The organism is Alkalihalobacterium sp. TH-98, from assembly GCF_057473385.1.
In genome coordinates this window covers 1-25,127 of sequence record NZ_JBYCKM010000011.1, presented here as the reverse complement: position 1 = coordinate 25,127, position 25,127 = coordinate 1, and the positions used below count along the sequence as shown (strand labels likewise).

The following is a 25,127-nucleotide window of genomic DNA, read 5'->3' as shown; positions in this document are numbered from 1 at the left end:
TTGTATACACAATCACTCTTGCCCCGCTCTTCAACAGACAATAAACTTAGTTGTTGAAGTGTTTGTCTGTTCACTTCCATATCATGTACAATTAATTAAAAAACACATAGAAGATAAGACCAGCTACTGCAACAAACCCAAAGGTACATAACAGAGCGCTCTTTAACTTTTTTAAATGATATCTGCCACCTTTACCTTGATCTTCGTATGTTGCAACCTCCAGAGCGACATAAATAATGCTTAATAACCCAATACCTATAACAATGAGCCAAATCAATATTCGCACCTCCGTAATGAATGAAGTTTGATCTTGTAAATATCATTATTACTACAGCTCTCACTTCAACAATAAAGTATATTATGACTTACGAAAAAATGCCGGAGAAGTTTCATTTTACTTCGTTCTCAGTAGTTTCTAAATAGGATCATATGGGATTGTACGCTTATAACACGAAATTTTTATGGCTGTCCTCCCATGATAGCGTTCATTAAATACCCGACGAACATCAGAATAAAGAAACTGTTCGTCATCACAAGATTGCTAATCATTGCTCCCTTACTTCTACCTTTATACCCAAATAAAATACCTACTGGATTGATCACAAACGTCAAAAGGTAGTAGCTATAAGCTTTTTCTAAAAGAATGTTTGGCATCCAGACGGCAACTCCAATCAAAAAGCAAATAACGGATAGGGTAATCCATAGTTTCTTTAAATTTTTACTCACTTAATTTCTCCTCTCTAACGTTATGTAACCCCACCTCAGCTCTATTGCTACATCTAAAAAATTCTCCTTGGATGAGCGCATTCACTTGTTGAAGAGTAATAGACTCATTTTTTTATGATTTAAAATTCTTTTTCTCATACGTAAGAATGAAATATTCAAATCTGACAGCAATCCAAATTAACACCATGGCACTAATACCATTCCAGACTCCCCCGAAAAAGAAACCAATGACACCACCAATTGTGATGTATTGAATTAAGTGTTTAGGAAACATATTGTCCTCCCCCTCCCCAGTATCTCAAAAAAATTCAATAACTAAATAGTAACATAAATTTCCAATTTAATGAGAGGAAAACTCAACATAAAAACCTCCCCTAGAAAAAAGAAGACGATGCCCTGAATAAGCACCACCTTCTTTAAATAAACCAATTATTACTTTTTATCGCGAATTTCTTTCAATAGTTCTATGACTTCATTGTTTTGACTCTCAATATTCTTTAGCCTCTTTTCTATCATACTCGATGAAATGAAGAGTATAATTATAATGGCTATGCCCGTCAATAATTCCATTACGTTACTTCCCCAATCTTATGTTTGTTTTTACGCCTGTTAAAAACACGATTAAATACGAGTTGCCGATGCAACTATTCCATCACTACTATACTTTTATAGCGATTCCACTTTATCACTGCTTGTTTTGATTTTTAATTTCACCTAAGAGATTCAAGATTAAATAATTTTGTTCTATGATTTTCTCATTTTGTTTTCTTAATTTGGAAAATTCCCATCCGCAGAAAAATATAATAACCATAACAATAAAAAGCATGATATCCACCTCAAGTTTCTCTGAAATTCATGTTTTACGATACCATACTTTAACATTCCGTTGGTTGACTCTGCTCATTTTTCCTATTAACCTCTCTTTCGTTTCTATAATCGTTGGCTCTTATTACATAGGAAAAGCCCTAGAAAATCGCTCTCTAAGGCCTAAGTACAATGCATTGCATCTACATTAAAGTAAAATCTCAATCTCCTCTTTATACTCATTCAGAAGACCGTCAATATACTCGTTGATTTTTTCATCGAGCAGCGCTGTATCATCCGCTCCATATTGAGATAGATCTAAGACTTCGTTGACTAAGTTATTCACATAGGCATTACGTTCGAGGCGTTCTTTAAAATAAACATCATAATATTCTCTGCTTGTAATACTAAGATACTTTGCTTGAATTTCAAAAAAGTCTTCATTTCCAGTGTCTCCAAAGGGAAAAGCTAATTCAAAGCCTTCCATTTCATTGGAAACATCAATTCCCATTTTTTTTGCTTCTAACACCATAATTTCTTCTTTTACAAAATTCTCGACCATCATCGCGATCTTTTCGTCAGGCACATTGTATAACGAACGAATATCTAATAGCGTAATCTCTTCTCCCTTAACAATTGCAACTACATCGCCATCGTCAACCGAAACAGTCGTTTCCTTTTCAGTCGTTGCGTTTGAACAAGCTACTGATATGCTCATAATTAATAGTAGAATGAAATATTTCATAGGCCCCCCCATTCACATTTAAATACACAGTGGTTATTAAACTAACTATAATCCTAATTTATTTTACTATAAAATTTATAACGAATGGTAGGATCACTAACCCTGAAGCACTATACAGTAAAGTTCTAGATAATCGATCAAGCGGCTTGTCGTGATCAATAGTTTCATTAATTGCCCTCTTTCTTTCTACCCAAAACAGAAAAACGGCAGTAGCTGCTATTCCTACCTTGCCGAATGTTTCCGTGTCAATTCCGAAACTAGAATACAGGTAAAGAATAGTCCCACCTAGAAAACCTGCAATGAAAAAGAGAAATAGAAACTTAAGCATTCCATTCGATCCAAAAGAACCTGACAAAAATATTCTAATAAATATAAAGTTCATCGCTATACAAAGCACAAAAACAAGTAAAGTAGCAAAAATCTCCATGCCTTCCCCCTTCCTAGAGTTTCTTATACCTATATCCAGTTGCTGGAACTGTATTGCTAGTTAATTAGCAACGTCTATAACTAATTACGTCTCTATAATAGCTGATGGTCATGGTCTTTCTCCTTTGGACATGTTTCCAATTTCATAAAAAAGAAGCTGAAATGAGGTAAAAAAGATAATAGGTAATGCAAAGAATAGTAAAATAAGCGGTGTTCCTTCAATCACTTGGGCCTCTTCCAAACTATGTGCAGTTCCTTCCAAGATGAAAGGTAACATGATAGCCAACGTTATACTTAGCGTAAGCCTTAATCCTTTTCGCTCTTTTCTCCCTTGTTTAAAACAGGCAAAACTGATTAGTAGTAAAATAAAAATTAAATATAAGAACATCTTATTCTTTCCTCTCCTGTTTTTGCATCGTTCCTTATACAATGAAAGCGATGCTCTAAGTCGACCTGCTGACCGTTGCAACCATCACACTGCAGCTACCTTAACAATGTCATATTTTACCTATTATTTCAATAGAATTTTTAATTCTAAACACGGCTGTGTTAAAGCACCTGGTTAATTTACGTTTCAATTTTTTATAAAAAGCTTATACTCAATTCATACTTTATTTACGCCATAAAAGTAAAACGTAAATAAAAAACGCATCTATCAAGTGCAGATACGTGTTTGCTTAAATTAAATTGATTAAAAAAAGTGAGTGACCACTACTATTATGAAAGATGCAAATCCAATGTTAAGTAGCGGGTTACACCATTTAATAACATTAAATATACGCATCCTATTAGCGATTTCTCCTGATTTTTACCTCTATCGGACGCCAAAGTGAGTGATTGGTGTGCCAATTCTCCTAGTTTTTTCCTCTACCGCACACCAAAGCGAGTGATTCATTGACGGTTCCTCCTAATATTTCCCTCTACCGCACACGAAAGCGAGTGATTCGTTAACGGTTTCTCCTAGAATTTTCCTCTACCGCACACGAAAGCGAGTGATTCGTTAACGAGTTCTCCTAGGATTTTCCTCTACCGCACATGAAAGCGAGTGATTCATTGACGGGTTCTCCTAATTTTTTCCTCTATCGCACACGAAAGCGAGTGATTCGTCAACGGTTTCTCCTAGGATTTTCCTCTACCGCACACGAAAGCGAGTGATTCATTGACGGTTTCTCCTAGTTTTTACCTCTACCTCACACGAAAGCGAGTGATTCGTTAACGGTTTCTCTTAGGATTTTCCTCTACCGCACACGAAAGCGAGTGATTCGTTAACGGTTTCTCCTAGGATTTTCCTCTACCGCACACGAAAGCGAGTGATTCGTTAACGAGTTCTCCTAGGATTTTCCTCTACCGCACACGAAAGCGAGTGATTCGTTAACGGTTTCTCCTAGGATTTTCCTCTACCGCACATAAAAGCGAGTGATTCGTTAACGGTTTCTCCTAGAATTTCCCTCTACCGCACACGAAAGCGAGTGATTCGTCAACGGTTTCTCCTAGGATTTTCCTCTACCGCACATGAAAGCGAGTGATTCATTGACGGTTTCTCCTAGGATTTTCCTCTACCGCACATGAAAGCGAGTGATTCATTTACGGGTTCTCCTAATTTTTTCCTCTATCGCTCACCAAAGCAAGCCAATCATTTACGGGTTCTCCTAATATTTACCTCAACTGCACACTAAAACTCAAATTTTTCGGGCGAATAAAGATCGGTAAGGTACATTCAGATATCGGGCTTCTTAAAAGCTAATATTAGCAGCAACAATTATTCCGACTAACACCGATACACCGCCAAGAAACAGACCTACAGCGACATTGCCATTTTCCACTTCTTTTGCCAAGTTTGTATTTCGAGTAAACACATATTCGATGACGATATGTAAAACAATTTGAACAATAATAGCAATAAAAGCCCAAATCACTAAATCAACTAGGTTGATCGCGTGGAGGACGGCAGATTGCAGCACGACGACGAGGCCTGCCATTTTGCCTAAGAGTTTTAAGGCCACCGCCGAGTTACCGCTTCGAATTTGATCGCGCTCCGAATAGGGTGTGATCCACTTAAAAATATACGTTCCCATGATAAATAAAACGAGCGATACTGCTAAATAAATCAAAAAGTGGTCCAATGTTTGAAGATAATAGCTCAAATCCATGTCGTTCTCCTTTCACCCCGAAAGGTAAGAAATATAATAGATTAATCCGTAATTTGTGCACTGAAACAGTTTCCGAATCCACTTGCATTTTTTATTAATACACTTCAAACGCGAGCATCTTTTTTCAGTTTCTGTAACATAGTTTCAACGTACAAGATATTTGTGTAAAAGTTTTGCCTCTTAGCCGCCGAAGCGACCTCCTCCACCCATACCTGAACGAGGATTAGTTGCCTCTGGATTTCTTGGTTGAGTAGGTTGATTCACATTGCCATCCGTACGCGGTGGTGTTACGGCAGGCTGTCTCGTCCGTGTGCCTCCTCCTGCTGATGCTCTCCCAGCTAAGAAGGCTGCCATAGTCGGGAACCACATCCCTCCATAGTAATAATGGCCATAGCGCACATTGCCCTCTTCCACACATTGGTAGCCTTCAGCTTCTTCGTCCCACGTCCACGTATCACAATCCGCCTCCTCGGGCGATGGCAACAGGTTAGGATCCGGTTGAGCACGAGGATCAGGCTCAGCTGGTGTGGTAAACAATTCATCCGGCAGTCCAGGCGAACAAGCCGTCAATCCTACAAACGCCACACTAGAACTAAGCAATCCTTTTAATAGCTTATCGGTTTTTGGCTTCTTCATGTTAACACCTCTTTTGAAGGTTAAAAGTATTAATAAACACTTCATATATCATTTGCGGTCGTTATTAACGTAACTTGATGGAGAAATTTTCTTTGAAATAAACATTCCGTGCGTCGCTGTATTTGTCCGCAGTTGTCCGGCGTTCACATACTTCATCTATTATCTCCTTTTTGTAAAAAATTAATTGGATTGGAAAAGAATAATTATCCTCAATTTTTATAATGAGAGGAGGTGTGAATATAAATCGACTGACTCATGATTAATAGTGCACGCAAAAAAAGCGCAGATCTTCTGCGCTTATACTGACCAATTTAAATCTTCGTTTTATTAGTAACTAAACATCACTTAGCCAAAAGAGGAGCCGCACCTTTAACCTAATAAAAAGCCTTGAATTGAAACATAAAAAGCAAACAATGCAGCAAAAATATTCAAATAACCCATAAAGGCATATTTATCTTTTTTAAGTTCTAAGACTCCCGTCAGTAATACAGAAGCACCTAATAGCAGCATTAGATAAGACATAAACGCAAAGTTTTGAGTTAGTAACATAAAACCTGCTAATACGACCACTACGATAGACAAAAACAGTCTCAATATTTTTAGCATACCTCTCCCCCTGAACCCGTCTGGATGAAATTATAATCCTTCTTTCTTCTATCAATCGTAACATATGTAATCATGTATTGGATGAAAATTCCCTTTTCTGGTTTATTTTGAACTAATTTCTATCCGTTCTGATAAGTAAAAGAGCCCCTCTCAAAATCGAAGAACTGACCTGCCTTTTACGTTATAATACCCCGTCTGCCAACTCAAACAACTCAACAACTAATACGGTCTCCTCTTTTAATTCGATCCCAATATTTTGCCAAGCAGCTTTATGTTCCTCTTGAAACGTTTTAATGTCCTCCCCGTTTCCTTCTCCTCGTACTAGTCGTAGATCTGGATTTCCAAATGTTGTTTCAAATACTTCCTTTAATTTAACATTACATCTAGCATTCCCTTCTTTATCAAACACAGTGAATACTTTACCAACTGGCTCGAACATTTCCTCTAACTCATCTTCTGAATACTCTTCTTTTGGGGCGCAAGTAGCTGTTTTTTCCCCTATTAAAATTTGTTGGATTAGCTTCTCGCCAATTCCGTTGTCATTTTCCCAGCCAAAAACCATTTTATAAGGTTGTATTTTCAATTCCGACATCACAAATCACCTCTCGTAAAAATAATCGCAGTACCAACTCCCAATTACTCATCGTACTCCGTATCCGGTAAAGCATGAATAAAATCTAAAAGTTCATTTACATTAGTGGTCCTTAATACTATTCCTTCATGATCCAATATAATAAAAGTTGGGAATTCCTCTATATCTAATACTTCAACATAATCTTTAAAGTGACCAGAATCAGCAAACAGATATGAAATTACACGTAGTTTTCCCACTGGAACATCAAAGGAAAAGTAGAGTTCAAACTGTCTTCTAAGCTCTTCGTCCGTTTCGGTCTCTTCCCAATTTTCATCAGGAATAACACTCCAAAACGCATATAAATGATGGTGGCTTTCATGATCAGGCTTCATTTGACCAAGAACCCTAATTTCCTTAGCTTTCTCTAAATTGGAACAGCCTGCAAGCAAAGAAAAACAAACTAACAATAATATAAAATTTTTCAAATGAAACACTCCTGACCCGGTATTGAATACCCTTTTTTTGAAGTAAACTCTTCTTTATCTTAACATCACTTCCCCAATGGTTGGACTATTTTTTTCCATATATCTCTTTGGACTAAATTTTATTAAAAGTTCTCCATAACCAAAACTTGGTTCAGCTAAAGTTTTTTTTCCTACTTTAAATCCTCATCTTCCTTTTTCAGAAAACACCTCTTGTAATTATTTCCAACATTCGTTATTATATATCTAAATGATATATATCTTTTAGATAGGTGATGACATTGAAAAATTTTAATCATACAACATATGCGATTTTAGGTATCTTAACTACCGGTTGTAATACGGGTTACGCGATTAAACAATTAATGGATAATAGCTTAAACCATTTCTGGAAGATCAGTTATGGACAAATCTATCCAACTTTGAAACTCATTGTTCAAGAAGGATTAGCCGAAGTTCAAACGGTTTCTAATCAAGGAAAGCCAGATCGACAAGAATATTACCTCACGTCAAAAGGAATGGAGACGTTAAAAGACTGGTTGGAGCAACCGATCGAACAACTTCCTATGGAGCGAAATGAAATATTGTTGAAATTGTTTTTTGGGCAGTATCAAACCGAAGAACAGTCGCGATTGCTGATCAAAAATTACAAACAAAAATTAGAAGAACGTTACGAAACATATGTAACAATCGAATATTCAATTTTGAACCACCATGATAACGAAGAAGATGCAAAGTATTGGTTGATCACGTTAGATTATGGAAAGCGAGTGACTGAGGCCGCATTAGAGTGGTGTAATGCGACACTTGAAAAACTTGTAACTAAGGAGGGACTCTAATGGCTAGTCCTATTTTTACTGGGCGTTATACAACTGAAAATACAGAAGATATCGTCGTTTTTATTATTGGAATGAGAATTAACAAACCATTGGCTTTGCATAAGTGGGTGCCCGTTTTTAACGCGATGCCAGGAATGATTAAAGAGCTCTACACCAATAAGGATACTTTAGGTTTTTTATCGATGGAAAGCTATTTCGGATTAAGGACGACTGCGATGATTCAATATTGGAGATCCGTGGAAGATTTGCTTGCCTATGCTAGTAGTGAGAAGCATATGAAAGCTTGGGAGAATTTTAATAAAAAGATTGGGAACAATGAGGCAGTTGGTATATATCATGAAACGTATCAGCTAAAAAGTGGAGAATACGAGTCTATTTATGGAAATATGCCGCAATACGGTCTAGGAAAAGCGTTAAACCATTATCCCATTACTTCCGAACAAAATTCTGCTCGTAAACGACTTAGATCGAAGGAAAAAAATAAGCTTAAACCCTAGCAGAACTTCAGGCACGATAAAAAAAGAACCTTCGATCTAAAGAAGATCAAAGGTTCAGTTTCTAATTTGAAATTCGGTATTTATGATGTACTCTCAATCTATGAGTACATTACTTTTATCCCTTGAGCGTAATCTTAATTTAAGATTAGCTCTTTTTCGGCTAAACCCAGAATTTCCGCCGTTGATTTATGGATTTCTTTTAGTAACTTTGGATTATTCATGAGAGAGACGCCATAAGAAGGGATCATCTCTTTAATTTTTGGTTCCCACTCGTTGATTTGCTCTGGGAAGCATTTTTGCATAACTTCAAGCATTACGTGTACAGCAGTAGACGCACCTGGTGAAGCTCCTAGTAATGCAGCAATTGAGCCATCCGAAGCCGTAATAACTTCAGTTCCAAATTGAAGCGTACCCATTCCGCCTGCTTCCGTATCTTTAATGACTTGAACACGTTGGCCTGCTACGACTAATTCCCAATCCTCACTTTTAGCGTTCGGGATAAATTCACGTAACTCTTCCATACGTTGTTCTTTTGACAGCATCACTTGTTGAATTAAATACTTTGTCAATGACATTTCTTTTGCGCCTGCCGCTAACATCGTTAAGACATTATTCGGTTTTACGGACGTTACTAAATCGAACATTGAACCTGTTTTTAAGAACTTTGGTGAGAAACCAGCAAACGGCCCAAATAGTAACGCTTTTTTATTATCGATATATCTTGTATCCAGATGCGGAACAGACATTGGTGGAGCTCCTACTTTCGCTTTACCGTATACTTTTGCATGATGCTGCTCAATAACATCCGGATTTTTACAAGCCATAAAAATTCCACTTACCGGGAAACCACCAATATTTCTTCCTTCTGGTATACCCGATTTTTGTAGTAAATGAAGGCTTCCACCGCCTCCGCCGATAAAGACGAATTTTGAAGTGTAGCGATAGATTTCACCGATGCTATGGTCATGTACTTTTACTTCCCATAAGCCTTCACTATTACGTTTAATATCCTCAACCGTGTGTTTGTAGTTGATATTAACATTTTTGCTTTCTAAGTGATTAATTAACATGCGTGTTAACGCACCGAAATTAACATCCGTTCCTGAGTCAATTTTAGTTGCAGCAATAGGCTCATTCGATGTACGACCTTGCATAATCAACGGAATCCATTCCATTAGTTTTTTTGGATCTTCGGAGTATTCCATACCATCAAATAAAGGGTTTTTTGAAAGCGCTTGAAAACGATTTTTTAAAAACTTTACATTATCTTCTCCTTGGACCATACTCATATGCGGTAACCGCATAATAAAGTCTTCTGGATTAGTAATCAATTTATTTTTTACAAGATAAGACCAAAATTGCATTGAAACTTGAAACTGTTCGTTGATATTAATCGCTTTACTAATATCCACAGTTCCATCCGGCTTTTCAGCTGTATAATTCAGCTCGCACAGTGCCGCATGTCCCGTACCTGCGTTATTCCATTCGTTTGAGCTTTCCTCTCCAGCTTTATCCAATTTCTCTAAAACTGTAATTTCCCATTCCGGTACCAACTCTTTTAATAGTGTACCTAAAGTCGCACTCATAATACCGGCGCCAATTAAAATAACGTCTGTTTTGATTTCCCCATTTGTCGTCATTTTTACCAACCTTTTCCCCTAGAATTTGTAGAAAAGGTGTAAGGCTGTCACACCAGCAAAGTGCGACCTAGTCACACACCTTTTCTGTCTCGTCATAACCATTCTCATGCTGCATACTTTTTATTGAGTCAAATATCTACTATTATATGATAATTATAAATTTTTTACAATCTAGTTATAGTGAGAACTCTCTACATTCTCATCATAGTCAATTATAAGTTCCAATATGATTTTTAGCTATACAAAATACAACCTGGACGCAATTTTTTTGAGAACTTCACTTTCCCTTGTATTCTCGTTACACCTTTCTGATCATGCATGTTTTATAGCGCTTACAACAAAATTTTAAGCCTGTCCTACTTCTTCTCTTCGATCACCGATAAGATCACAGTCTCTTTTCCGTATTCACTTCGAATGGTTTTTCTTGCGTCCACCGGGGTTCTCGCCATGACTGACTTTATTTGTGTTTCTCCCCTCAGCTCGATCTCAACAAGAAAGCATTTTGCGCCGCACCTCATCTAGATCCCTCCCATTGCAGATTAGTTCGTTAAAGATACACTACTTACGATATCTTAATTTATGCAACTGAACAACATGGATGGGTGCATCTGGAGTGGAAATTAAGATTAATACTAAATTAATCGGACGGATTGAAGTACTCTGGAGATAAAATTAGGAGAAGCTATTATTCATTCCCTCGCTTTCGTGTGCATTGGAGGAAAGATTTAGGAGAACCTGTCAACGATTGGCTTGCTTTAGTGTGCGAGAGAGGAAAATACTAGGAGAACTCGTCAATGCATCACTTGCTTTCGTGTGCGGTAGAGGAAATTATTAGGAGAACTCGTCAACGTATCACTCGCTTTCGTGTGCGGTAGAGGAAATTATTAGGAGAACTCGTCAACGTATCACTTGCTTTCGTGTGCAGCAGAGGAAGATATTAGGAGAAACCGTCAATGAATCACTCGCTTTCGTGTGCAGTAGAGGAAGATATTAGGAGAAACCGTCAATAAATCACTCGTTTTCGTGTGCGATAGAGGAAGATATTAGGAGATCCGGTCAGCCATTCTCCCGCTTTGGTGTGGACTAAAGGGAAATCCGCTAATCAATCACACTCAACAGTGCCAAAGCTCCGAAGGGTGAACATCCCTTAGCCTGCGAGAAAGTCCCACCACATTAATCTTAGGTAGGACTGTCCCACAAAAGCTTCAGGCTGCAAAGAAGCGCCTAATACAGAAAAGTAACGACCGAATAAAGGACAACGGTAATGGCCGCAGCAATCAAAGCCGGCTTCAACTTGTATTTGGCATATTCAATAACGGAGAGGTTCAAGATTTTGGCGATCGTATTCGTATCATCACTTAGTGGTGAGGCAAATGCGCCGAACGCACCACTAGCGAACACCGCACCTACGACTAAAGGCAATGAAACATCTCCTACAATCGCAAGTGAAATTCCTAGAGGCATTAAGATCCCCCATGTCCCCCAAGCCGAACCGATAAAATACGAAACGGCAGCTCCAAAAATAAAGATGAGTGGTGCAATAAACATTTGCGGGATCCACCCCGAATGAGCCGTTACAAAAGCTGAAAATCCTAAGTCATCCGTAATCGAAGACAGCCCCCAGACAACGGATAATAACAAAATGACCGACATTAATTCATTGCCGCCTTCCATAAAGCCAGCGATCAGCCGGTCCAACTTAAATCGTTGCAGTAAGTAAAAGGCCATCGACACTAATACAGTAATAAGGAGCGCGATCACCATCGCATCCAGTACTTCTGCTTTAATAAAAGCTTCAAAGAAGTCATAGCCTTTTTGAGAGCCATCCCACCACGTGAGAAATAACGTTAGACTGATCACTAGTACTAAAGGTATCAGTAAATTCATCGGTTTGATCGGTAACTCATTGGCCACCGCCGGGTGACAATCATGCCAATCATCATTATTGTCATCTGCTGCTTTTTCATCAATTTGTGTTGGTGCGTCTGATTTCTTTTTTGAATGGTGAAAAAAGCTCAAGTAAATCCCTAAGAGTATCGTGACAATGGAAAAGAAATTAAACGGAATACTTTGAATGAATAACGAGTAAGGATCAACATTCACTCCTTGATTTTCAGTTGCAATCTGGATAATGGACACCATATAACCGACAAACGCTGTAGCGACAGGAATTAAGACGATAACTGGAGTTGCCGTCGTCTCAATGACAAACCCAAGCTCTGCTGTTGTCATTTTTATTTTTTTCAGTAACGCCCTCATGATCGGCGCAATCGTGACAAAGCGAAAAGTCGGCGCTGCAAACGTACCAATCGTAGACACATACGTTAAAAGTAACGCTTGTTTCCGCGTTTGGATTCTTTCAGCAGCTTTTTCTACAAAACCTCGAATTCCACCTGTCATCTTAATCATTCCAACTAAGCCGGAGAACGCATAAAGAAACACAATAATTTTAATATTATTGGGATCAATGAGTGCTTGTACCACGTAAACGAATAATGTTTGAATACCGCCGATAATCGTAGGTTCCATTAGATAGGATCCAACTAATAAACCTAAGAATAAGGCTGGTAGTACTTGTTTGGTGTAGATTGCTACCGGAATGACGACTAAAAACGGTATAATTGAAAACCAGCTTGTATCCATCTCGATCACCTGCTTCAGTCATTATTGTTTCTATACCATAGTTATTGGTCTAACTATTGTGTGATGGAGATGGAATATTATACTTAATTATAAAATTTAAAAAGCGATCACTCAATTGGAGTCACCGCGCTTCTAAAGGTTTTTTAAAACGACTTGTTCCTAAGATTTTTGAATGCTTTTAATGATATCAGACCAAATACTTTTATGTACAATCCAAATACATAAATCCATTTGCAAGCGCAAACAATAAAAAGCAGAAGAATGTTCTTCACATTATTAATTCAAAGAATGGATGGTCGTATGTTCAATACACTTGAAAAAAACATCTTAAAAATTTTAGTTGCTCTTGTTCTTGTCATTACTCCCATATCAATCATTGGTAAAGAATATAGAAAGTGGTTATTGTGTTTTTTTCTTAATTCCTATGCCAACACATTTATAGCCCCAACTTTAGCTTCAAAGGGTATTTTAAAATATCCAGTTAGGCTGTTTCCATCCATTTTTAAAAGCAGCATCATTTATGATTATTTTTTATGTTCAACGATAACTATTTGGTATTGTAGAAATACTTTAAAAGATAATTGGATAAGGGCTTTTTGGAAAGTTTGGCTCTTTGCTATGCCTCAAGCCATATTAGAAGTATTTTTTGAAAGAAATACGAAACTGATTAAGTATAGTAAAGGGTGGACAGGTATTCATTCTTTGATTACAATAGCTGCCGCTAAATTTACGATTCGTACAACTGTAAAACTAATGGACATCGCAGATTCAAATAACAAGGCATAAGGCGAGTTACACACTCGCCTTTCGTAGTTTAATGCTGAATTAGCAGCATAAACAAACTTTTTATTGAGATTAACCCCATTACATAGAATCACTGCTACACCCTATGACAGCACTCATTTACGGCCTAATGATAACCTCTACTTGCCCCGCATCTTTCCCCGTTTTAATGACTGATACGACTTGTTCGGCTACCGTTTCCACGGTTAAGCCGGATGTCTTTTTCGCTGCAGGCACCCCGCCAAAATCCGTTTGAACTAAACCGGGCGAAACCGTTGTTACACGGATACCATGTTTCTTTCCTTCTTTATTCATCGTATGAGACAAACCGAGCAGCCCCCATTTACTTGCGCAATAGGCGGACGCCTTTTCGGTCGTATTGTAGGCAAGATCAGATGCAATATTGACAATCTGTCCACCTCCGCCCTCTATCATCTTTTTATAAACCGCTTGGCTGCATAAAAAAGCCCCTTTTAAATTCGTATCTAATTGGCTATCCCAATCTTCTTCCGTCATTTCTTCAAATGGCTTCCACACCCCGACACCGGCATTATTCACTAACGTATCAATTCGGCCATACTTTTCATCAACTTTTTCAACGACTGCTGCCACTTGTTCGCTTGAAGTAATATCACATTGATAAACCTCTAATTCTCCTAGATCACCCATTGTTTCTTTGAGGTTAGTGATTGACTCTTCGTTTTTCGCCAATACAATGGTTCTAACTCCTTCGGTTAAAAGCAGCTTCACGATGCCTGCTCCAATCCCTCTCGTTCCACCAGTTACAATCGCCGTTTGATTTTTCAGCATATATACAGCACTCCTTTAAAAATTTTAATAGTTATGTAATTTCATGGGCCGAGACCTAGATGTGTAATGATTTAAACCTATTCAGACGGAACAACCAATTCCACTTCTAACACTTCTAAAATTTCTTCAAATAACCGACCAACATCACGATGAATATAATACGTTTCTTCCCGAGTCGGATTTACGATAAACCCTTCTTCAGAAATCCAAAATCCCGTATCGACTGGACCGGCGGAAGCCGACAGGTCTTCAATAAAAATGACAGTATACTCAGAACGTACATGTAGTTCTTCTTCAACGACTTGCTCTTTTGCAATGGGTTCAAACGGGACGTCACTTAGGATCTTTTTAACAGCATTTATTCGTTTTGGCTCTTCAATTATTTCATCAACTGCAGCTGTTGCTCCTTCCTGAAAAGGTGATTCAACCTCATAAATTTTACTAATGAGCAGTGCTTCAAAGTCTCGATCCAAAACTTCAGTCACCGCTGTTTTTTCCTGGCCGCTACATGCTGAAATTAGGAAACTACTACAAAGTAGAAGTAACATCATAGTTTTCATTTTATATGCCCCCTATGTCCCATCCATTTTAACACAATTTTCCTTTTCGTTTAACTTTAAGCAATCCCTATATAAACGTGGCTAGTGGATAACTATAGACACAAGAGAAAAAAAGCACTCTGCCTTGAGTGCTTTTCTCCCCTTACTTTTTTATTGAATGCCTAGCCTTTGACTAATTAGTAAAATCCGCCAACTCCATAGCCCATTCCTGGTGCTGCACCATATCCTACTCCTTTACCGGCTCCAACCCAACTTGCCCCGATAATAATGATTAGGATAAATAATACGACCAATAAAGCAAAGCCACCACCATATCCAGCTACTGCACCCATTCTTTAACAACTCCTTTTTTATTAACTTTCCCTCCTAGAGTATGTAAACAAATGCCCGATTGTTTAGGCTTTTGCTCAAGATTGGGTACAAAATTTTATTGTAATTTCTGGCTATGTGGTAAGCCCATCCTACTTTGAGCAATGGAGAAGTTGTTTTAAGATGTGTACTACAAAGTGCTCACTTTCCCTTTTTACCGTCCTATTCGACCTTTATTTTTGATCTTTATTAGGCAGATCATCCCTCACATCAATGTATACATTCCCCAGTTCGTCTATTTGTGCAAAGAAAACGTCTTCTACATTGGCTACATTATAAGTTTGTAAAACCTGGCGAACCCACGTCATGTCCTTTCCTAGCAGCTTTAAACTACTGGATAACACATTCCCATCAATTATAAAAGCTTGTGAAACTCCACGACTTACTTGTATATTTAGTACGTCTTTTTGCATCGCATTTAAATAAGGAGGTTTGGCCAAAGCCGTAATCGTTCCATCTGTTTCTAGATAGGCCGTCTCCACTTGATCAATGTAAAAAAAGCCTTGCTTTCGCAAACCCGTTAGCAGCGCGTCCACCGTAAGTCTCACTTTTTTTAGTCCCTCTTCATAAATCTCCCCATTTTTGATTAAGTACGTCGGCTCATCCTCTAACACTTTCCTGCCAAGAAAAGATTTAATGGCCCCTACACTGCTTAAAAAGGTATAAAAGCAGAATAAGATTAAACCAACCATCCCAATTAAAACGGGAACATCTTTCATTAACATGGAGCTCGCGACGACGGAACCGATCGTAATGCCAGCAACAAAATCAAAAAAAGTCATTTGCGCAATGAGCTTTTTATTAAGAAGACGACAAAGAATATAAAGAATAATGAAACCAACTGTCGTTCGGATAACCATCTCAAGTATAGTCATTTTTTTACCGCCTTATCGTTACTCTATCAGAAGGATAACCGAACGACTTTAAATTATACACTTTAAATGACCAACGCTCTCATCACTTGTTCTTTTTCATCAGATACCACCTATTCAATATCTAATAAAAAAGAATAACTGGCATTCCCTTGCTCCCAGGTTGCAAAAACCTCAAAAACAGTTTGCCCTTTATGACTTAAAGGTTCAATTACTAAAATTCCAACAGAAAAGCGTTAATTCTACTGAATTAACGCTCTCCGTTCTAGAATAAGTGATTCATTTTATTTGTGTCTTCTAAGTTTTCTTCTATCAGTTCTCTTAGTTCATCTTCGTTTTGGATTTCACTTAATTCTTTACCATACCACTCTTCCAGTTGTTCTTTCGTAATTGTATATTCGTCTATATCCGAATTAAATGTGATCCAATCGACATTTTGTACTAACGTAAATAAAAAAGTTGCATTGTGTATAACAGTTTCTCGGTACTCTTGGTCTGAATCTAAGCCATCATAATTCAGAATTATTCCATACGGTTCTTCGCCAGTTTTCAGTTCAAAACCGTTTAAATACCCTGCTGCAGGTAACTGATTAGCAATGTTTCCAACTGCATTGTTATCACCGACAAACGAATTTTTATATTGAAAAATATCTTCATTCGTATCTGTAGCATTTGAACTACACCCACTTAATAAAAGCATAACCATTAGTGAAAACAACAGAAACTTAATCTTTTTTTTCATATTTATCTCCCCCTTTTTATCTCGATCTTTACCTCAATTATATTGGAAGAGCTTTGAAAAGAGATTACTTTTATATTCAAATACCTAAAATATCCACATTTATAAATCTATAATAAAAATGAAGCATGGAGACAGTTCCCCATGCTTTGTTAGGCCTCATTTATTGCATTCAATATTAGCTTGTTTAGTACGTCTGGCTGTTCATGGTGAATCCAGTGCGTCGCTTCTTGAACCATTGTCAATTTACCGTCTCTGCACAGTTTCATACTTTCTTTTGCAAGCATTAATGATAAGAAGTGATCTTTTCTTCCCCAAATCATTCGAACAGGTACTGTCACTGCTTCATTCGATATTTGTCCCATAGTGCCCGCTCTCATTGCTCGGTACCAATTGAGCATACTCGTCAAGGCATTTCGTTTGGACCACGCAGCTTCGTATTGCTGAAGATCCTCGTGTGTGAAAGCCCCGGTATTAGAGGAGATACGCATCATATTTTTCATAGCCTTATAGTGGTTAGCCGATAGAAGCTTTTCCGGAATCTTCGGTGTTTGAAAAAATAAAATGTAAGAACTCCGAAACATCTGGGTCGGGTGCTTCACCACATTCCTCATAAATACAGCCGGATGAGGTACATTGATTGGGATGACCTTTTCCACGTAGGACGCCCGTGTTGATGCTAAATGCCATGCCACTAAGGCTCCCCAGTCATGGCCGATGATCGTAGCCTTTTCACTGCCAAAAAACTCGATCAAGCCCATCACATCATCCCTTAGTTTATCGATCGTATACTCCTCCACGTTCGTCGGCTTCTCGCTTAAATTATAGCCCCGCTGATCAGGAACAATGACACGATAGCCCGCTTCTGCCAATGTACTGATTTGCTTCTTCCATCCATACCAAAACTCAGGAAAACCGTGTAGCAGAATAACGAGAGGACCTTCCACTGGACCTGCAACAGCTATATGTAAGGAAATACCATTTGTTTGTATAAAACGAAAATCTATGTTTTTCATCATCAAGTCCCTCCTATCTATAGGATGGGCTCGGCGTTACGTTTCATACTGCACAAATAAAACTTTATTAGCATATCGTGCCCTGAGGATTATATTGAATTTGTGAGAAAGATAGACGAGAATGCTAAAAAGATCCTGTTGGCTCCTCATTTAATGTCTTATATACACAACAAGGACAAGTACAGCTTATTATTCATCTCATTAGTTAAGGCATAAGTCTTGGTGACTGCTCGCCTGGCTTAGCTTAACATACTAATCTGTAAAACTGCTTAAATAAATCAGAACGCCTTCGTCATTAAGTCTCCTATAATTAAATCGGATATTGCTTAGTTTTTTGTAATTTTCATTCCAGATCAGTTGTATGAAATGGGAACTATTTTGTAGGACATGGTTAGGTAACATGTTTTCAAATCGGTAACACTCGTTTGGATACGTTTCAGTGCAATTAAATAAATCAAGGACATTTACCTCAACCCCAATCCCGCCAACTTTAAAACGATAAACCGAAAATAAATGGATAAGCAGGTTTGTAAAATCTACATATTCCTCTTCGTTAATACCAATTTGTCCCCATTCCTTAGCATCAGAGGTTGAGCCATAGAACCAAAAATTCACCAATAGACTATTAGAAGAAACTTTTTCTATTTGCAAGGTTGCTTTTCGTCTTCTAGTTAGATGAACGTACAAATGTGTTTTTAATGAGTGCATAATTGGTGTTTCGGGGTCAGCCTCATCATACGGTTCCCCTTTAAGAAATTCATCTAGCTTTTCAACTATATTCTCATCCACTATTTCGATCTTTTCTGGGAGAAATGATAGATTGTTCAATACTGAATTAATGAGTTTCTTCTTATCTTCTCTTATCTCCATTAAAAAACTTACTTCAAGAAAAGGACCGCCTTGCAGCCATTCTGACATAGACATAATCACCAACTTTAGTATTTATCCTCTTGCTATAACAATAGGAACTGCCATTTGCAACAGCTCCTCAACTAATCTGCCCGTTACTTGAATATCATAGTTTTATCTGTTATCTAAATAGCCTATACAACTTTTTTCACTGTGATTGGTTTTTTCTGTCGTCATTTCTGCATATGTATTACTCGTAATCAATGTTTCTTTTTCATAAAATTGTACAACATTTTTCCCTCTTTTTGTCACCCCATACAGGTATTCCAATTGAGGTTCATCTTTGAAAATCACTTTGTAATGACCATGATACACACTATTATTAATAGTATGTTTTGTTTCCATATACGATTGTTTCAATATATCCTCGTCACTATAACCCATTTCTTCTAAATGTGAAGGAATATATTTATTTACAAGGTACTTGTGATAAGGATTCCCATTATTAAGGACATAAATAAATGCAAAAGGAATCGAGACCATTCCCAAGAAGAAAATGGTTAAAATTATGATTACAACATTCTTTTTAGTAAACAAGCCAATCCCCCTTCTTTTTTCATCACGAACCATTTAAGCTATTAAAGGACCTGCTTCGTTAGTAGAACAGCGATTGCCTTTTATAAAGCTATGGAACTTTGTTGAATAAAAGAGTTACGAATTATTCCTTTCAATTTTTAATCCTCTAGTTTGTGGAGGGTTGGACTCTCTAATATAGTCATACCACACGTTCACTTTCTGTCCTTTTGTTATGTCAGCCAACATACTTTTATCTTCAACGATAACCATGATTGTACCAGCAGAAATAATGGAATCGCTGGTTATTTCTAGAGTAATTTCTTTCCTGCTTTTTTTGATAACCTCTCCACTGAGGACTTTATCATCGGATATACCGAATAAGGAATTATTTGTATTCGAAATTTCCTCTTTATTTCCATTATTATTTGTATTTTCAATATCTGTACCGTCACTCCATCCCATCATTAACAAAGTAACTAATAACAAGAAAGGTAGAATTTTCCTCAAATAACCCCCTCCTTTTCTACAACTACTTTACTTCAATATTTCAAGAAAAGCATTACTGCTACTGTTCCAGTATTCTGCTCCCAATAACTTCAACAAAAAGAAACGATGATCATCTTGGACGATCGCAGCCTTACTGAAAAAAGGATTTTGCTTTTAACCAACTAGATGCTTTAAAATCTTCTTTGTAACTAGCAATATATGTAAAAATAATAAAGAGGCTATTATACCAAGTAACATCATACTAAGAGTTTCAACTACAAACCCTTCATTATAGAGTTCTATATAAAAGAGAATATTAACAATAACCCCTCCAATCCCATATATGACAAGGGAAAGTAGATACTTGTTTGCTTTAGTGTTTTTTAAGATAACATCGGCTAGTATTGAAAAAAGAATACCAACAGTTAAAAAAATAGATCCAGAAAACATCAAGTAGACTATAAAATACTCCATCGAACTGTTCAAGAACGCTAAACCTAATGAAAATACTATTCCAGAAAGTATCGCTGTTATAACCTTTTCAAGGATTTTCATTCAAACACCTCCTAAAGAACAACTATAACCTTAATAACAAACGGTACTCGAAAAAATAACGCACCTGACCCCTATTGCATAAAAGAAAAGGAGAACTGCTTTTGACAGTTCCTTTTCCTCAGCGCTTTGAAGCCATGATTTAATACTATACACGCAACCATTTAATAATTTCGCCTGGCGTTGCATTTTTGCCGTACAGTAAAATACCGACTTTGAAGATTTTTCCTGCTAGCTTCATAAAGAACCAAACACTCAAAATTAAAATTACAATGGCGATGATTACTTCTATCCATGGCCACTCTTCTAATAAAGTCAAGCGCAGAATGAGTACCCCAGGGCTAGTAAAAGGGATGTAGCTACCAATTTGAGCAAATAAGCCACTCGGGTCGTTTAGAATAGGACCAATAAAGATCGCCGGTGAAAATGGCAACATCATAACCATCCCTTGGAAATTGCCTGCTGTCCCAATGTCTTCCATCGTCGCGCCAATTCCTACAAAAATGGCAGCAAACAACAAGAAGCCAAGTACCGCAACCGTAAGTAACACCACTAATTCCGGTACGAATAAATATTCTAGTATTGGTAAATCAAATCTTCCAATTAAGAATGGTAGGATAACAATAATTGAAACGATGGACTGAATGACACCTAAGACGAAATAGCCTACAATTTTTCCTTGCATTAATTCAGAAGGTGTTAAAGAGGATAAAATAATCTCAGCCAGTTTATCCTTCTTCTCCTGAGAGGCACTTTGGAAAATCGCCATACCTGTAAATACGATGGAAATCATGATAAATCCAGCAAATGCTCCAGGCACGAGCCGTTCAATGAAATTCCCACTATCAGCGGCTCCTAGTTCTTCGCCTTCCGTTGCTCCGAATTCTTCTTCCGCAATCGTTTCATCCATAAATGTGACACCACGTAAAAAAGGGGCTAACTCTTCTACAGACAAATCTAGCGTTTCCAATTGTTTAGCTTGAATTGGCGCGGCTAAAACTTGAAGCTGATTATGAAAGAATACATCGATTTCTTCACTCGTATAAACAGAGACCACACCTTCATTAATTCCTTGTTCATTAATAAATATAAAGGCCGTGTCTTCTCTATTCGTTAATTCCTCTAACACCTCTGCTTCTTTCACGTCCGTTTGAGCCATGTCCCAATTTAATTCACTCTCACTTGCTACTGCTTCTAGTTCAGTGAAAATTCCCACTTGATCATTGACCAAAACATGAGTCATTCTTTCATCGTATGTACTTGAACTACCAAATAAGCTCCCTAAAAACATAAAGGCAATAAAAATAATCGGAGTAGATAATAACCCAATTAAATAGGTTTTATTTTTCATGTTTCTTTTGATCTCCCATCTAGCAACCTTCCACGTGTTATGCATCCATCTCACCTGCCTCCATCATTAAATTTTTCCCATTGGCCACATCAATAAAGATTTCATGAAGTGTAATTCGATCAAAGATTAATTCTTGAATAGACACGTCATCTGGTAAGTTTTTTAGCCACGTTGCTGGATGAACATTTTTAGATAAATAGAGAATCGACGTATTATCACTTTGCTTAATCCGTTCCACATCTGGTAGCCCTTCTAACACCGAACGCTCATTATGACCTCTAATCGTACATTTGAAGTTAGCATACTCCATTTTCACCTCATCCATCGTGCCATAGATGACTTTTTGCCCTTTATAAATCATAAACAACCGATCGGCCATTTCTTCTACTAAATTCATTTGATGGGATGATAATAAGATCGCCGTTCCTTGTTTGGCTAATTGACGAATTTCGTCTTTAAATAACTCCTGACTTACCGGGTCCAATCCTGAGAATGGCTCATCTAAAATTAAGAGTTCAGGCTCATGAAGGATTGAAGCAATAAATTGTACCTTTTGCCCCATCCCTTTTGAAAGCTCTTCTACTAACACATCCTCTTTTCCTTCAAGATCAAATTTTTTCAAGTATTCTAATGCGCGCTGCTTGGCTTTTTTTAGCGGGTAATCTTTTAGATCGGCCAAATATAAAAGGATATCCATGACCTTTACATTTTTATATAATCCTCGTTCTTCAGGTAAATAACCAATTTTATTCCGTGGAACACCCTGATGCTGGCGAAATGAAATATCTCCCTCATCCGGATACATAATCCCCATAATATTTCGAATCGTCGTTGATTTCCCTGCACCATTTGGCCCAAGGATCGCCATAATCTCTCCCTTATGTACGTCAAACGAAATTTCGTGAAGAACTTTCTTGTCCTTAAAATATTTTCCGATCTTGTTCACTGAAATCATCGCTTCCACTTTCCCGACCCCTTTCTATTTTTATAGATTCATATACAACTACGTAATAAATGGACAAAAGGTTTCAAATGAAACGAGGAATGCGCTTTGTTTCAATTCCATTCCTTCTTTCAGGCGTACAAAACACCTTACCAACTCCCATCTTCAACCGAACTTCTTCCTCACACGGGAACTCTTAGTCCTTGCTGTTTCCACGAAATAAAAACTGTATGAGGCTATGATAAAAGCAGTCAATCTAACTGAAAAAGGCGAGTCCCAAAACACATAATTAGGCTCGCGGTAAATAAAATATGCGTATTGATCATCAACAACGCTTAATTGCAATTAGATTAGCAAATAAGCAATCCTGCAAGGGAAAAGTCGTCTTTAATTATTCAATCCAGCAACCCTATTCCACTCTTCTTCAATCTCTCCATTTCGGTCGCAAGAGCTTCTTCAACCTGCTATGTAATTTAATGCTTCACCATTGTCATAAATCTAGTAGACTTATTCATAATTTCAACTACAACAAAGCTCATTATTTAGTAGGTGTTCCTTGGTGAAATATCATTTGCCATGTTCCCTGCGTATTCTTCCAAATCGAACTTCGTAATACCAATTTATTGTCATTGTGTCTTAATGAGCGATACGTTGCTAAAACAACATCTGAGGCTAATATTTTTATACTAAAATCAGTTACTGTATATGTTATAGAATTTGTTACAGTTGGATCTTCTCTAGCTGCATCAAGCTGTGCATTTTTATCAAAGATGTTTCCTGAAACTTCCGTATTCAATAAAGTCATCTGCTAGATGCTCATATAGTTCGTTATAATCATAATTCATTAATTGTTTTTCCAGATCTAGAATTTGTTCTTTAAGTGATAGATGTTCCACCAAACTCCCCCCAATCTATTTTCTTTTATTCTTATTTTTACAAGATCTTAATTTCAGTTGATGTAATCTCTTTGTAAACTTCAAAACGGTGCCTATCTCTCTTGTTTTTTCTCAAACATTTCCTTTAAATATTCTTGAGATTTCCCTTTTGGAATACTCAGACTTTCCCAGTTCGTATTCCTTAATTGTTTACCGATATAAACTATTTGACCGACATGATAGGCGTAATGTGCCATCTGTCTTTCAATTGCCTCTATAACTAAATGACTTTCTCCACGAATATCTATTTTTTTTAATAAATCAAGTTCATTTAAACTAGTAAGTGTCTCCATTAAGACGTTCCAACCTTGTTCCCAAACCTCATGTAATTCTGAAATGGAGTGTATATTATCTATGAATTCTTCATCTCGGTTTCTAAATTCCTTTTCTCCATCTGAATGTAAAAAGTCTGTCCATCTTGAAATCATATTGCCGCTCATGTGTTTTACGATGATTGCAATGCTATTTGACTCAGAATTATAACTCCAATGTATTTCCTCTTCAGACAATTGATTTATTGTTTTATCTCCAAGACGTTTTACACTCTTAAACCTTTCAATGACAACCTTCAAATATTCTTTTCCAATTTCCATCTATATTCCCCCTATAATAACCGAAACCCCTTGCCACTTTACTATTAAAATTCAAACCTTGTTCTTCAACTTTTCATTCCACTCTTCAGCCAACATACCGTACACAATATGATCTACATAATGGTCATATAACCATTCGGATTGTCTGATGCAGCCTTCGTTTTTAAAGCCTATCCTCTCTGGAACGGCCCTGCTTTTCTTATTTTCAACGGCAACTCTAATTTCAACTTTATTTATTCCTAATTGATTAAAAGCATAATCGGTCAACGTCTTTGATACTTTAGTAATAATTCCGCTTCCTTGGTATTCTTGACCAATCCAATAACCAATTTGAGCCGTTTTATTAGACTGATTTATTGTATTAAAACCTGCTATACCCACAATTTCGCCATTGAATAAAATAGTTGTATTCAAGCTTTTCCCTTCAGCAAACCCCTTCAAAGACATTCGAATAAATCCTTCAGTATCCTGAACGCTTTTTGTCATATCCAACCAAGGAAGCCACTCTCGTAAATAGTCTCTTGATCTATCTGTTAATTCAAAAATTCTCTCGGCATCCCTCAATTCTAATATTTTTAAAGAAATGAGATCATCAACTCTATGTAAAAACATACTCTTCCTCCCAAATGGTATTTTTTGTATCTTACCATAGGCTACAAAAAATAGTTACCTTTGATATTAAATTTACTGCTCTATATTAAAACAAAAGCTTCCCTGCTTCCGTTGCAGAAAAGCTCTAACCAGTTTAGTTTTATTCTTAATGAGTGCGGAATTCTGCATTTACTATTTCTAGAGGTGACAGCGGCGCTGATCCACGCCGCGCACCCTTATCATTCCAGTATCACTATTGCTAAGCGGACTGAGAGGACGCTATTTGTGACAAATCCCTTCATTTCACGGTCGGAACGGACTGAGAGGCCTTTAT

32 protein-coding genes and 1 pseudogene are annotated in these 25,127 nt (G+C 37.3%); 3 read left to right on the top strand and 30 right to left on the bottom strand.

The genetic code is table 11. The features are described from left to right. Positions 1-91: 91 nt before the first annotated feature. From AC2VNP_RS05485 to AC2VNP_RS05435, 11 genes are all read right to left on the bottom strand, one after another. Positions 92-277 carry a hypothetical protein gene (locus AC2VNP_RS05485; RefSeq protein WP_486916385.1) on the bottom strand — a complete coding sequence of 62 codons (186 nt, stop codon included), beginning with the start codon at positions 275-277 and terminating at the stop codon, positions 92-94. A gap of 182 nt (positions 278-459) precedes the next feature. After that, positions 460-726, bottom strand: a complete 267-nt coding sequence (locus AC2VNP_RS05480) for a hypothetical protein (protein WP_486916384.1) — start codon at positions 724-726, stop codon at positions 460-462. A gap of 112 nt (positions 727-838) precedes the next feature. Beyond that, on the bottom strand, positions 839-1,000 hold the full coding sequence (locus tag AC2VNP_RS05475) for a hypothetical protein (protein ID WP_486916383.1): 162 nt from the start codon (positions 998-1,000) through the stop codon (positions 839-841). 738 nt (positions 1,001-1,738) lie between these two features. Next, positions 1,739-2,275: a hypothetical protein gene (locus tag AC2VNP_RS05470; protein WP_486916382.1), complete on the bottom strand. Its 537-nt coding sequence runs from the start codon at positions 2,273-2,275 to the stop codon at positions 1,739-1,741. A gap of 58 nt (positions 2,276-2,333) precedes the next feature. Further along, entirely contained in the window at positions 2,334-2,702 is a 369-nt protein-coding gene (locus AC2VNP_RS05465) for a hypothetical protein (RefSeq protein WP_486916381.1), read from the bottom strand. A gap of 108 nt (positions 2,703-2,810) precedes the next feature. Then, a complete protein-coding gene (locus tag AC2VNP_RS05460) occupies positions 2,811-3,089 on the bottom strand; it encodes a hypothetical protein (RefSeq protein ID WP_486916380.1) in 279 nt (92 codons plus the stop codon). A 1,345-nt stretch (positions 3,090-4,434) separates the two neighbouring features. Beyond that, positions 4,435-4,851, bottom strand: a complete 417-nt coding sequence (locus AC2VNP_RS05455; RefSeq protein ID WP_486916379.1) for a DUF350 domain-containing protein — start codon at positions 4,849-4,851, stop codon at positions 4,435-4,437. A gap of 180 nt (positions 4,852-5,031) precedes the next feature. Beyond that, complete coding sequence (locus tag AC2VNP_RS05450; protein ID WP_486916378.1) at positions 5,032-5,487, bottom strand: hypothetical protein; 456 nt, start codon at positions 5,485-5,487, stop codon at positions 5,032-5,034. A 369-nt stretch (positions 5,488-5,856) separates the two neighbouring features. Further along, a complete protein-coding gene (locus tag AC2VNP_RS05445) occupies positions 5,857-6,093 on the bottom strand; it encodes a DUF3953 domain-containing protein (RefSeq protein WP_486916377.1) in 237 nt (78 codons plus the stop codon). Between the two features lie 181 nt (positions 6,094-6,274). Beyond that, positions 6,275-6,676 (bottom strand): ASCH domain-containing protein, encoded by a 402-nt coding sequence (locus tag AC2VNP_RS05440; protein ID WP_486916419.1) that lies wholly within the window; start codon positions 6,674-6,676, stop codon positions 6,275-6,277. 53 nt (positions 6,677-6,729) lie between these two features. Next, complete coding sequence (locus tag AC2VNP_RS05435; protein ID WP_486916376.1) at positions 6,730-7,152, bottom strand: hypothetical protein; 423 nt, start codon at positions 7,150-7,152, stop codon at positions 6,730-6,732. Between the two features lie 278 nt (positions 7,153-7,430). Here AC2VNP_RS05435 and AC2VNP_RS05430 point away from each other — a divergent pair, with 278 nt between their 5' ends. Together AC2VNP_RS05430 and AC2VNP_RS05425 are read left to right on the top strand one after the other, a co-directional pair. Further along, positions 7,431-7,988, top strand: coding sequence for a PadR family transcriptional regulator (locus tag AC2VNP_RS05430; protein WP_486916375.1), 558 nt, complete (start codon positions 7,431-7,433; stop codon positions 7,986-7,988). After that, a complete protein-coding gene (locus tag AC2VNP_RS05425) occupies positions 7,988-8,485 on the top strand; it encodes a DUF4188 domain-containing protein (protein WP_486916374.1) in 498 nt (165 codons plus the stop codon). Before AC2VNP_RS05430 ends, AC2VNP_RS05425 begins: the two co-directional genes overlap by 1 nt. A 134-nt stretch (positions 8,486-8,619) precedes the next feature. Here the strand turns inward: AC2VNP_RS05425 and AC2VNP_RS05420 are convergent, their stop codons facing one another. The 3 genes from AC2VNP_RS05420 to AC2VNP_RS05410 all read right to left on the bottom strand — a co-directional run bounded on the left by AC2VNP_RS05420 (position 8,620) and on the right by AC2VNP_RS05410 (position 12,768). Continuing rightward, the gene (locus AC2VNP_RS05420; RefSeq protein WP_486916418.1) at positions 8,620-10,125 is read right to left on the bottom strand and encodes a malate:quinone oxidoreductase; all 1,506 of its coding nucleotides are present in this window, start codon (positions 10,123-10,125) and stop codon (positions 8,620-8,622) included. 356 nt (positions 10,126-10,481) lie between these two features. After that, positions 10,482-10,643, bottom strand: coding sequence for a hypothetical protein (locus tag AC2VNP_RS05415; RefSeq protein WP_486916373.1), 162 nt, complete (start codon positions 10,641-10,643; stop codon positions 10,482-10,484). Positions 10,644-11,349: 706 nt separating this feature from the next. Next, positions 11,350-12,768, bottom strand: a complete 1,419-nt coding sequence (locus AC2VNP_RS05410; RefSeq protein WP_486916372.1) for a Na+/H+ antiporter NhaC family protein — start codon at positions 12,766-12,768, stop codon at positions 11,350-11,352. 288 nt (positions 12,769-13,056) lie between these two features. Here AC2VNP_RS05410 and AC2VNP_RS05405 point away from each other — a divergent pair, with 288 nt between their 5' ends. Continuing rightward, positions 13,057-13,554 carry a CBO0543 family protein gene (locus AC2VNP_RS05405; protein ID WP_486916371.1) on the top strand — a complete coding sequence of 166 codons (498 nt, stop codon included), beginning with the start codon at positions 13,057-13,059 and terminating at the stop codon, positions 13,552-13,554. A gap of 117 nt (positions 13,555-13,671) precedes the next feature. Here the strand turns inward: AC2VNP_RS05405 and AC2VNP_RS05400 are convergent, their stop codons facing one another. The 16 genes and pseudogenes from AC2VNP_RS05400 to AC2VNP_RS05325 all read right to left on the bottom strand — a co-directional run bounded on the left by AC2VNP_RS05400 (position 13,672) and on the right by AC2VNP_RS05325 (position 24,814). Continuing rightward, entirely contained in the window at positions 13,672-14,361 is a 690-nt protein-coding gene (locus AC2VNP_RS05400; protein WP_486916370.1) for an SDR family oxidoreductase, read from the bottom strand. 77 nt (positions 14,362-14,438) lie between these two features. Beyond that, positions 14,439-14,921, bottom strand: coding sequence for a hypothetical protein (locus AC2VNP_RS05395; protein ID WP_486916369.1), 483 nt, complete (start codon positions 14,919-14,921; stop codon positions 14,439-14,441). Between the two features lie 245 nt (positions 14,922-15,166). Beyond that, a pseudogene (locus tag AC2VNP_RS05390) lies at positions 15,167-15,253 on the bottom strand (YjcZ family sporulation protein); the annotation flags it as partial. A gap of 210 nt (positions 15,254-15,463) precedes the next feature. Continuing rightward, positions 15,464-16,165 carry a DUF421 domain-containing protein gene (locus AC2VNP_RS05385; RefSeq protein WP_486916368.1) on the bottom strand — a complete coding sequence of 234 codons (702 nt, stop codon included), beginning with the start codon at positions 16,163-16,165 and terminating at the stop codon, positions 15,464-15,466. 262 nt (positions 16,166-16,427) lie between these two features. Beyond that, positions 16,428-16,904 (bottom strand): DUF4825 domain-containing protein, encoded by a 477-nt coding sequence (locus tag AC2VNP_RS05380; RefSeq protein WP_486916367.1) that lies wholly within the window; start codon positions 16,902-16,904, stop codon positions 16,428-16,430. A gap of 149 nt (positions 16,905-17,053) precedes the next feature. Next, positions 17,054-17,920: an alpha/beta fold hydrolase gene (locus tag AC2VNP_RS05375; protein WP_486916366.1), complete on the bottom strand. Its 867-nt coding sequence runs from the start codon at positions 17,918-17,920 to the stop codon at positions 17,054-17,056. Between the two features lie 249 nt (positions 17,921-18,169). Continuing rightward, on the bottom strand, positions 18,170-18,835 hold the full coding sequence (locus AC2VNP_RS05370) for a hypothetical protein (RefSeq protein WP_486916365.1): 666 nt from the start codon (positions 18,833-18,835) through the stop codon (positions 18,170-18,172). Positions 18,836-18,940: 105 nt separating this feature from the next. After that, positions 18,941-19,363 (bottom strand): DUF3139 domain-containing protein, encoded by a 423-nt coding sequence (locus tag AC2VNP_RS05365; RefSeq protein WP_486916364.1) that lies wholly within the window; start codon positions 19,361-19,363, stop codon positions 18,941-18,943. A 114-nt stretch (positions 19,364-19,477) separates the two neighbouring features. Then, positions 19,478-19,849 (bottom strand): DUF3221 domain-containing protein, encoded by a 372-nt coding sequence (locus AC2VNP_RS05360; RefSeq protein ID WP_486916363.1) that lies wholly within the window; start codon positions 19,847-19,849, stop codon positions 19,478-19,480. 153 nt (positions 19,850-20,002) lie between these two features. After that, positions 20,003-20,383: a hypothetical protein gene (locus AC2VNP_RS05355; protein ID WP_486916362.1), complete on the bottom strand. Its 381-nt coding sequence runs from the start codon at positions 20,381-20,383 to the stop codon at positions 20,003-20,005. 145 nt (positions 20,384-20,528) lie between these two features. Beyond that, positions 20,529-21,731, bottom strand: a complete 1,203-nt coding sequence (locus AC2VNP_RS05350) for an ABC transporter permease (protein ID WP_486916361.1) — start codon at positions 21,729-21,731, stop codon at positions 20,529-20,531. Positions 21,732-21,768: 37 nt separating this feature from the next. After that, a complete protein-coding gene (locus AC2VNP_RS05345) occupies positions 21,769-22,695 on the bottom strand; it encodes an ABC transporter ATP-binding protein (RefSeq protein ID WP_486916360.1) in 927 nt (308 codons plus the stop codon). A 517-nt stretch (positions 22,696-23,212) separates the two neighbouring features. Then, positions 23,213-23,470, bottom strand: a complete 258-nt coding sequence (locus AC2VNP_RS05340; protein ID WP_486916359.1) for a DUF4440 domain-containing protein — start codon at positions 23,468-23,470, stop codon at positions 23,213-23,215. Continuing rightward, positions 23,439-23,570, bottom strand: coding sequence for a hypothetical protein (locus tag AC2VNP_RS05335; protein ID WP_486916358.1), 132 nt, complete (start codon positions 23,568-23,570; stop codon positions 23,439-23,441). Before AC2VNP_RS05335 ends, AC2VNP_RS05340 begins: the two co-directional genes overlap by 32 nt. Positions 23,571-23,662: 92 nt before the next feature. Further along, positions 23,663-24,202 carry a DUF1572 family protein gene (locus tag AC2VNP_RS05330; RefSeq protein WP_486916357.1) on the bottom strand — a complete coding sequence of 180 codons (540 nt, stop codon included), beginning with the start codon at positions 24,200-24,202 and terminating at the stop codon, positions 23,663-23,665. A gap of 51 nt (positions 24,203-24,253) precedes the next feature. Beyond that, the gene (locus AC2VNP_RS05325) at positions 24,254-24,814 is read right to left on the bottom strand and encodes a GNAT family N-acetyltransferase (RefSeq protein WP_486916356.1); all 561 of its coding nucleotides are present in this window, start codon (positions 24,812-24,814) and stop codon (positions 24,254-24,256) included. Between the last annotated feature and the right edge of the window lie 313 nt (positions 24,815-25,127).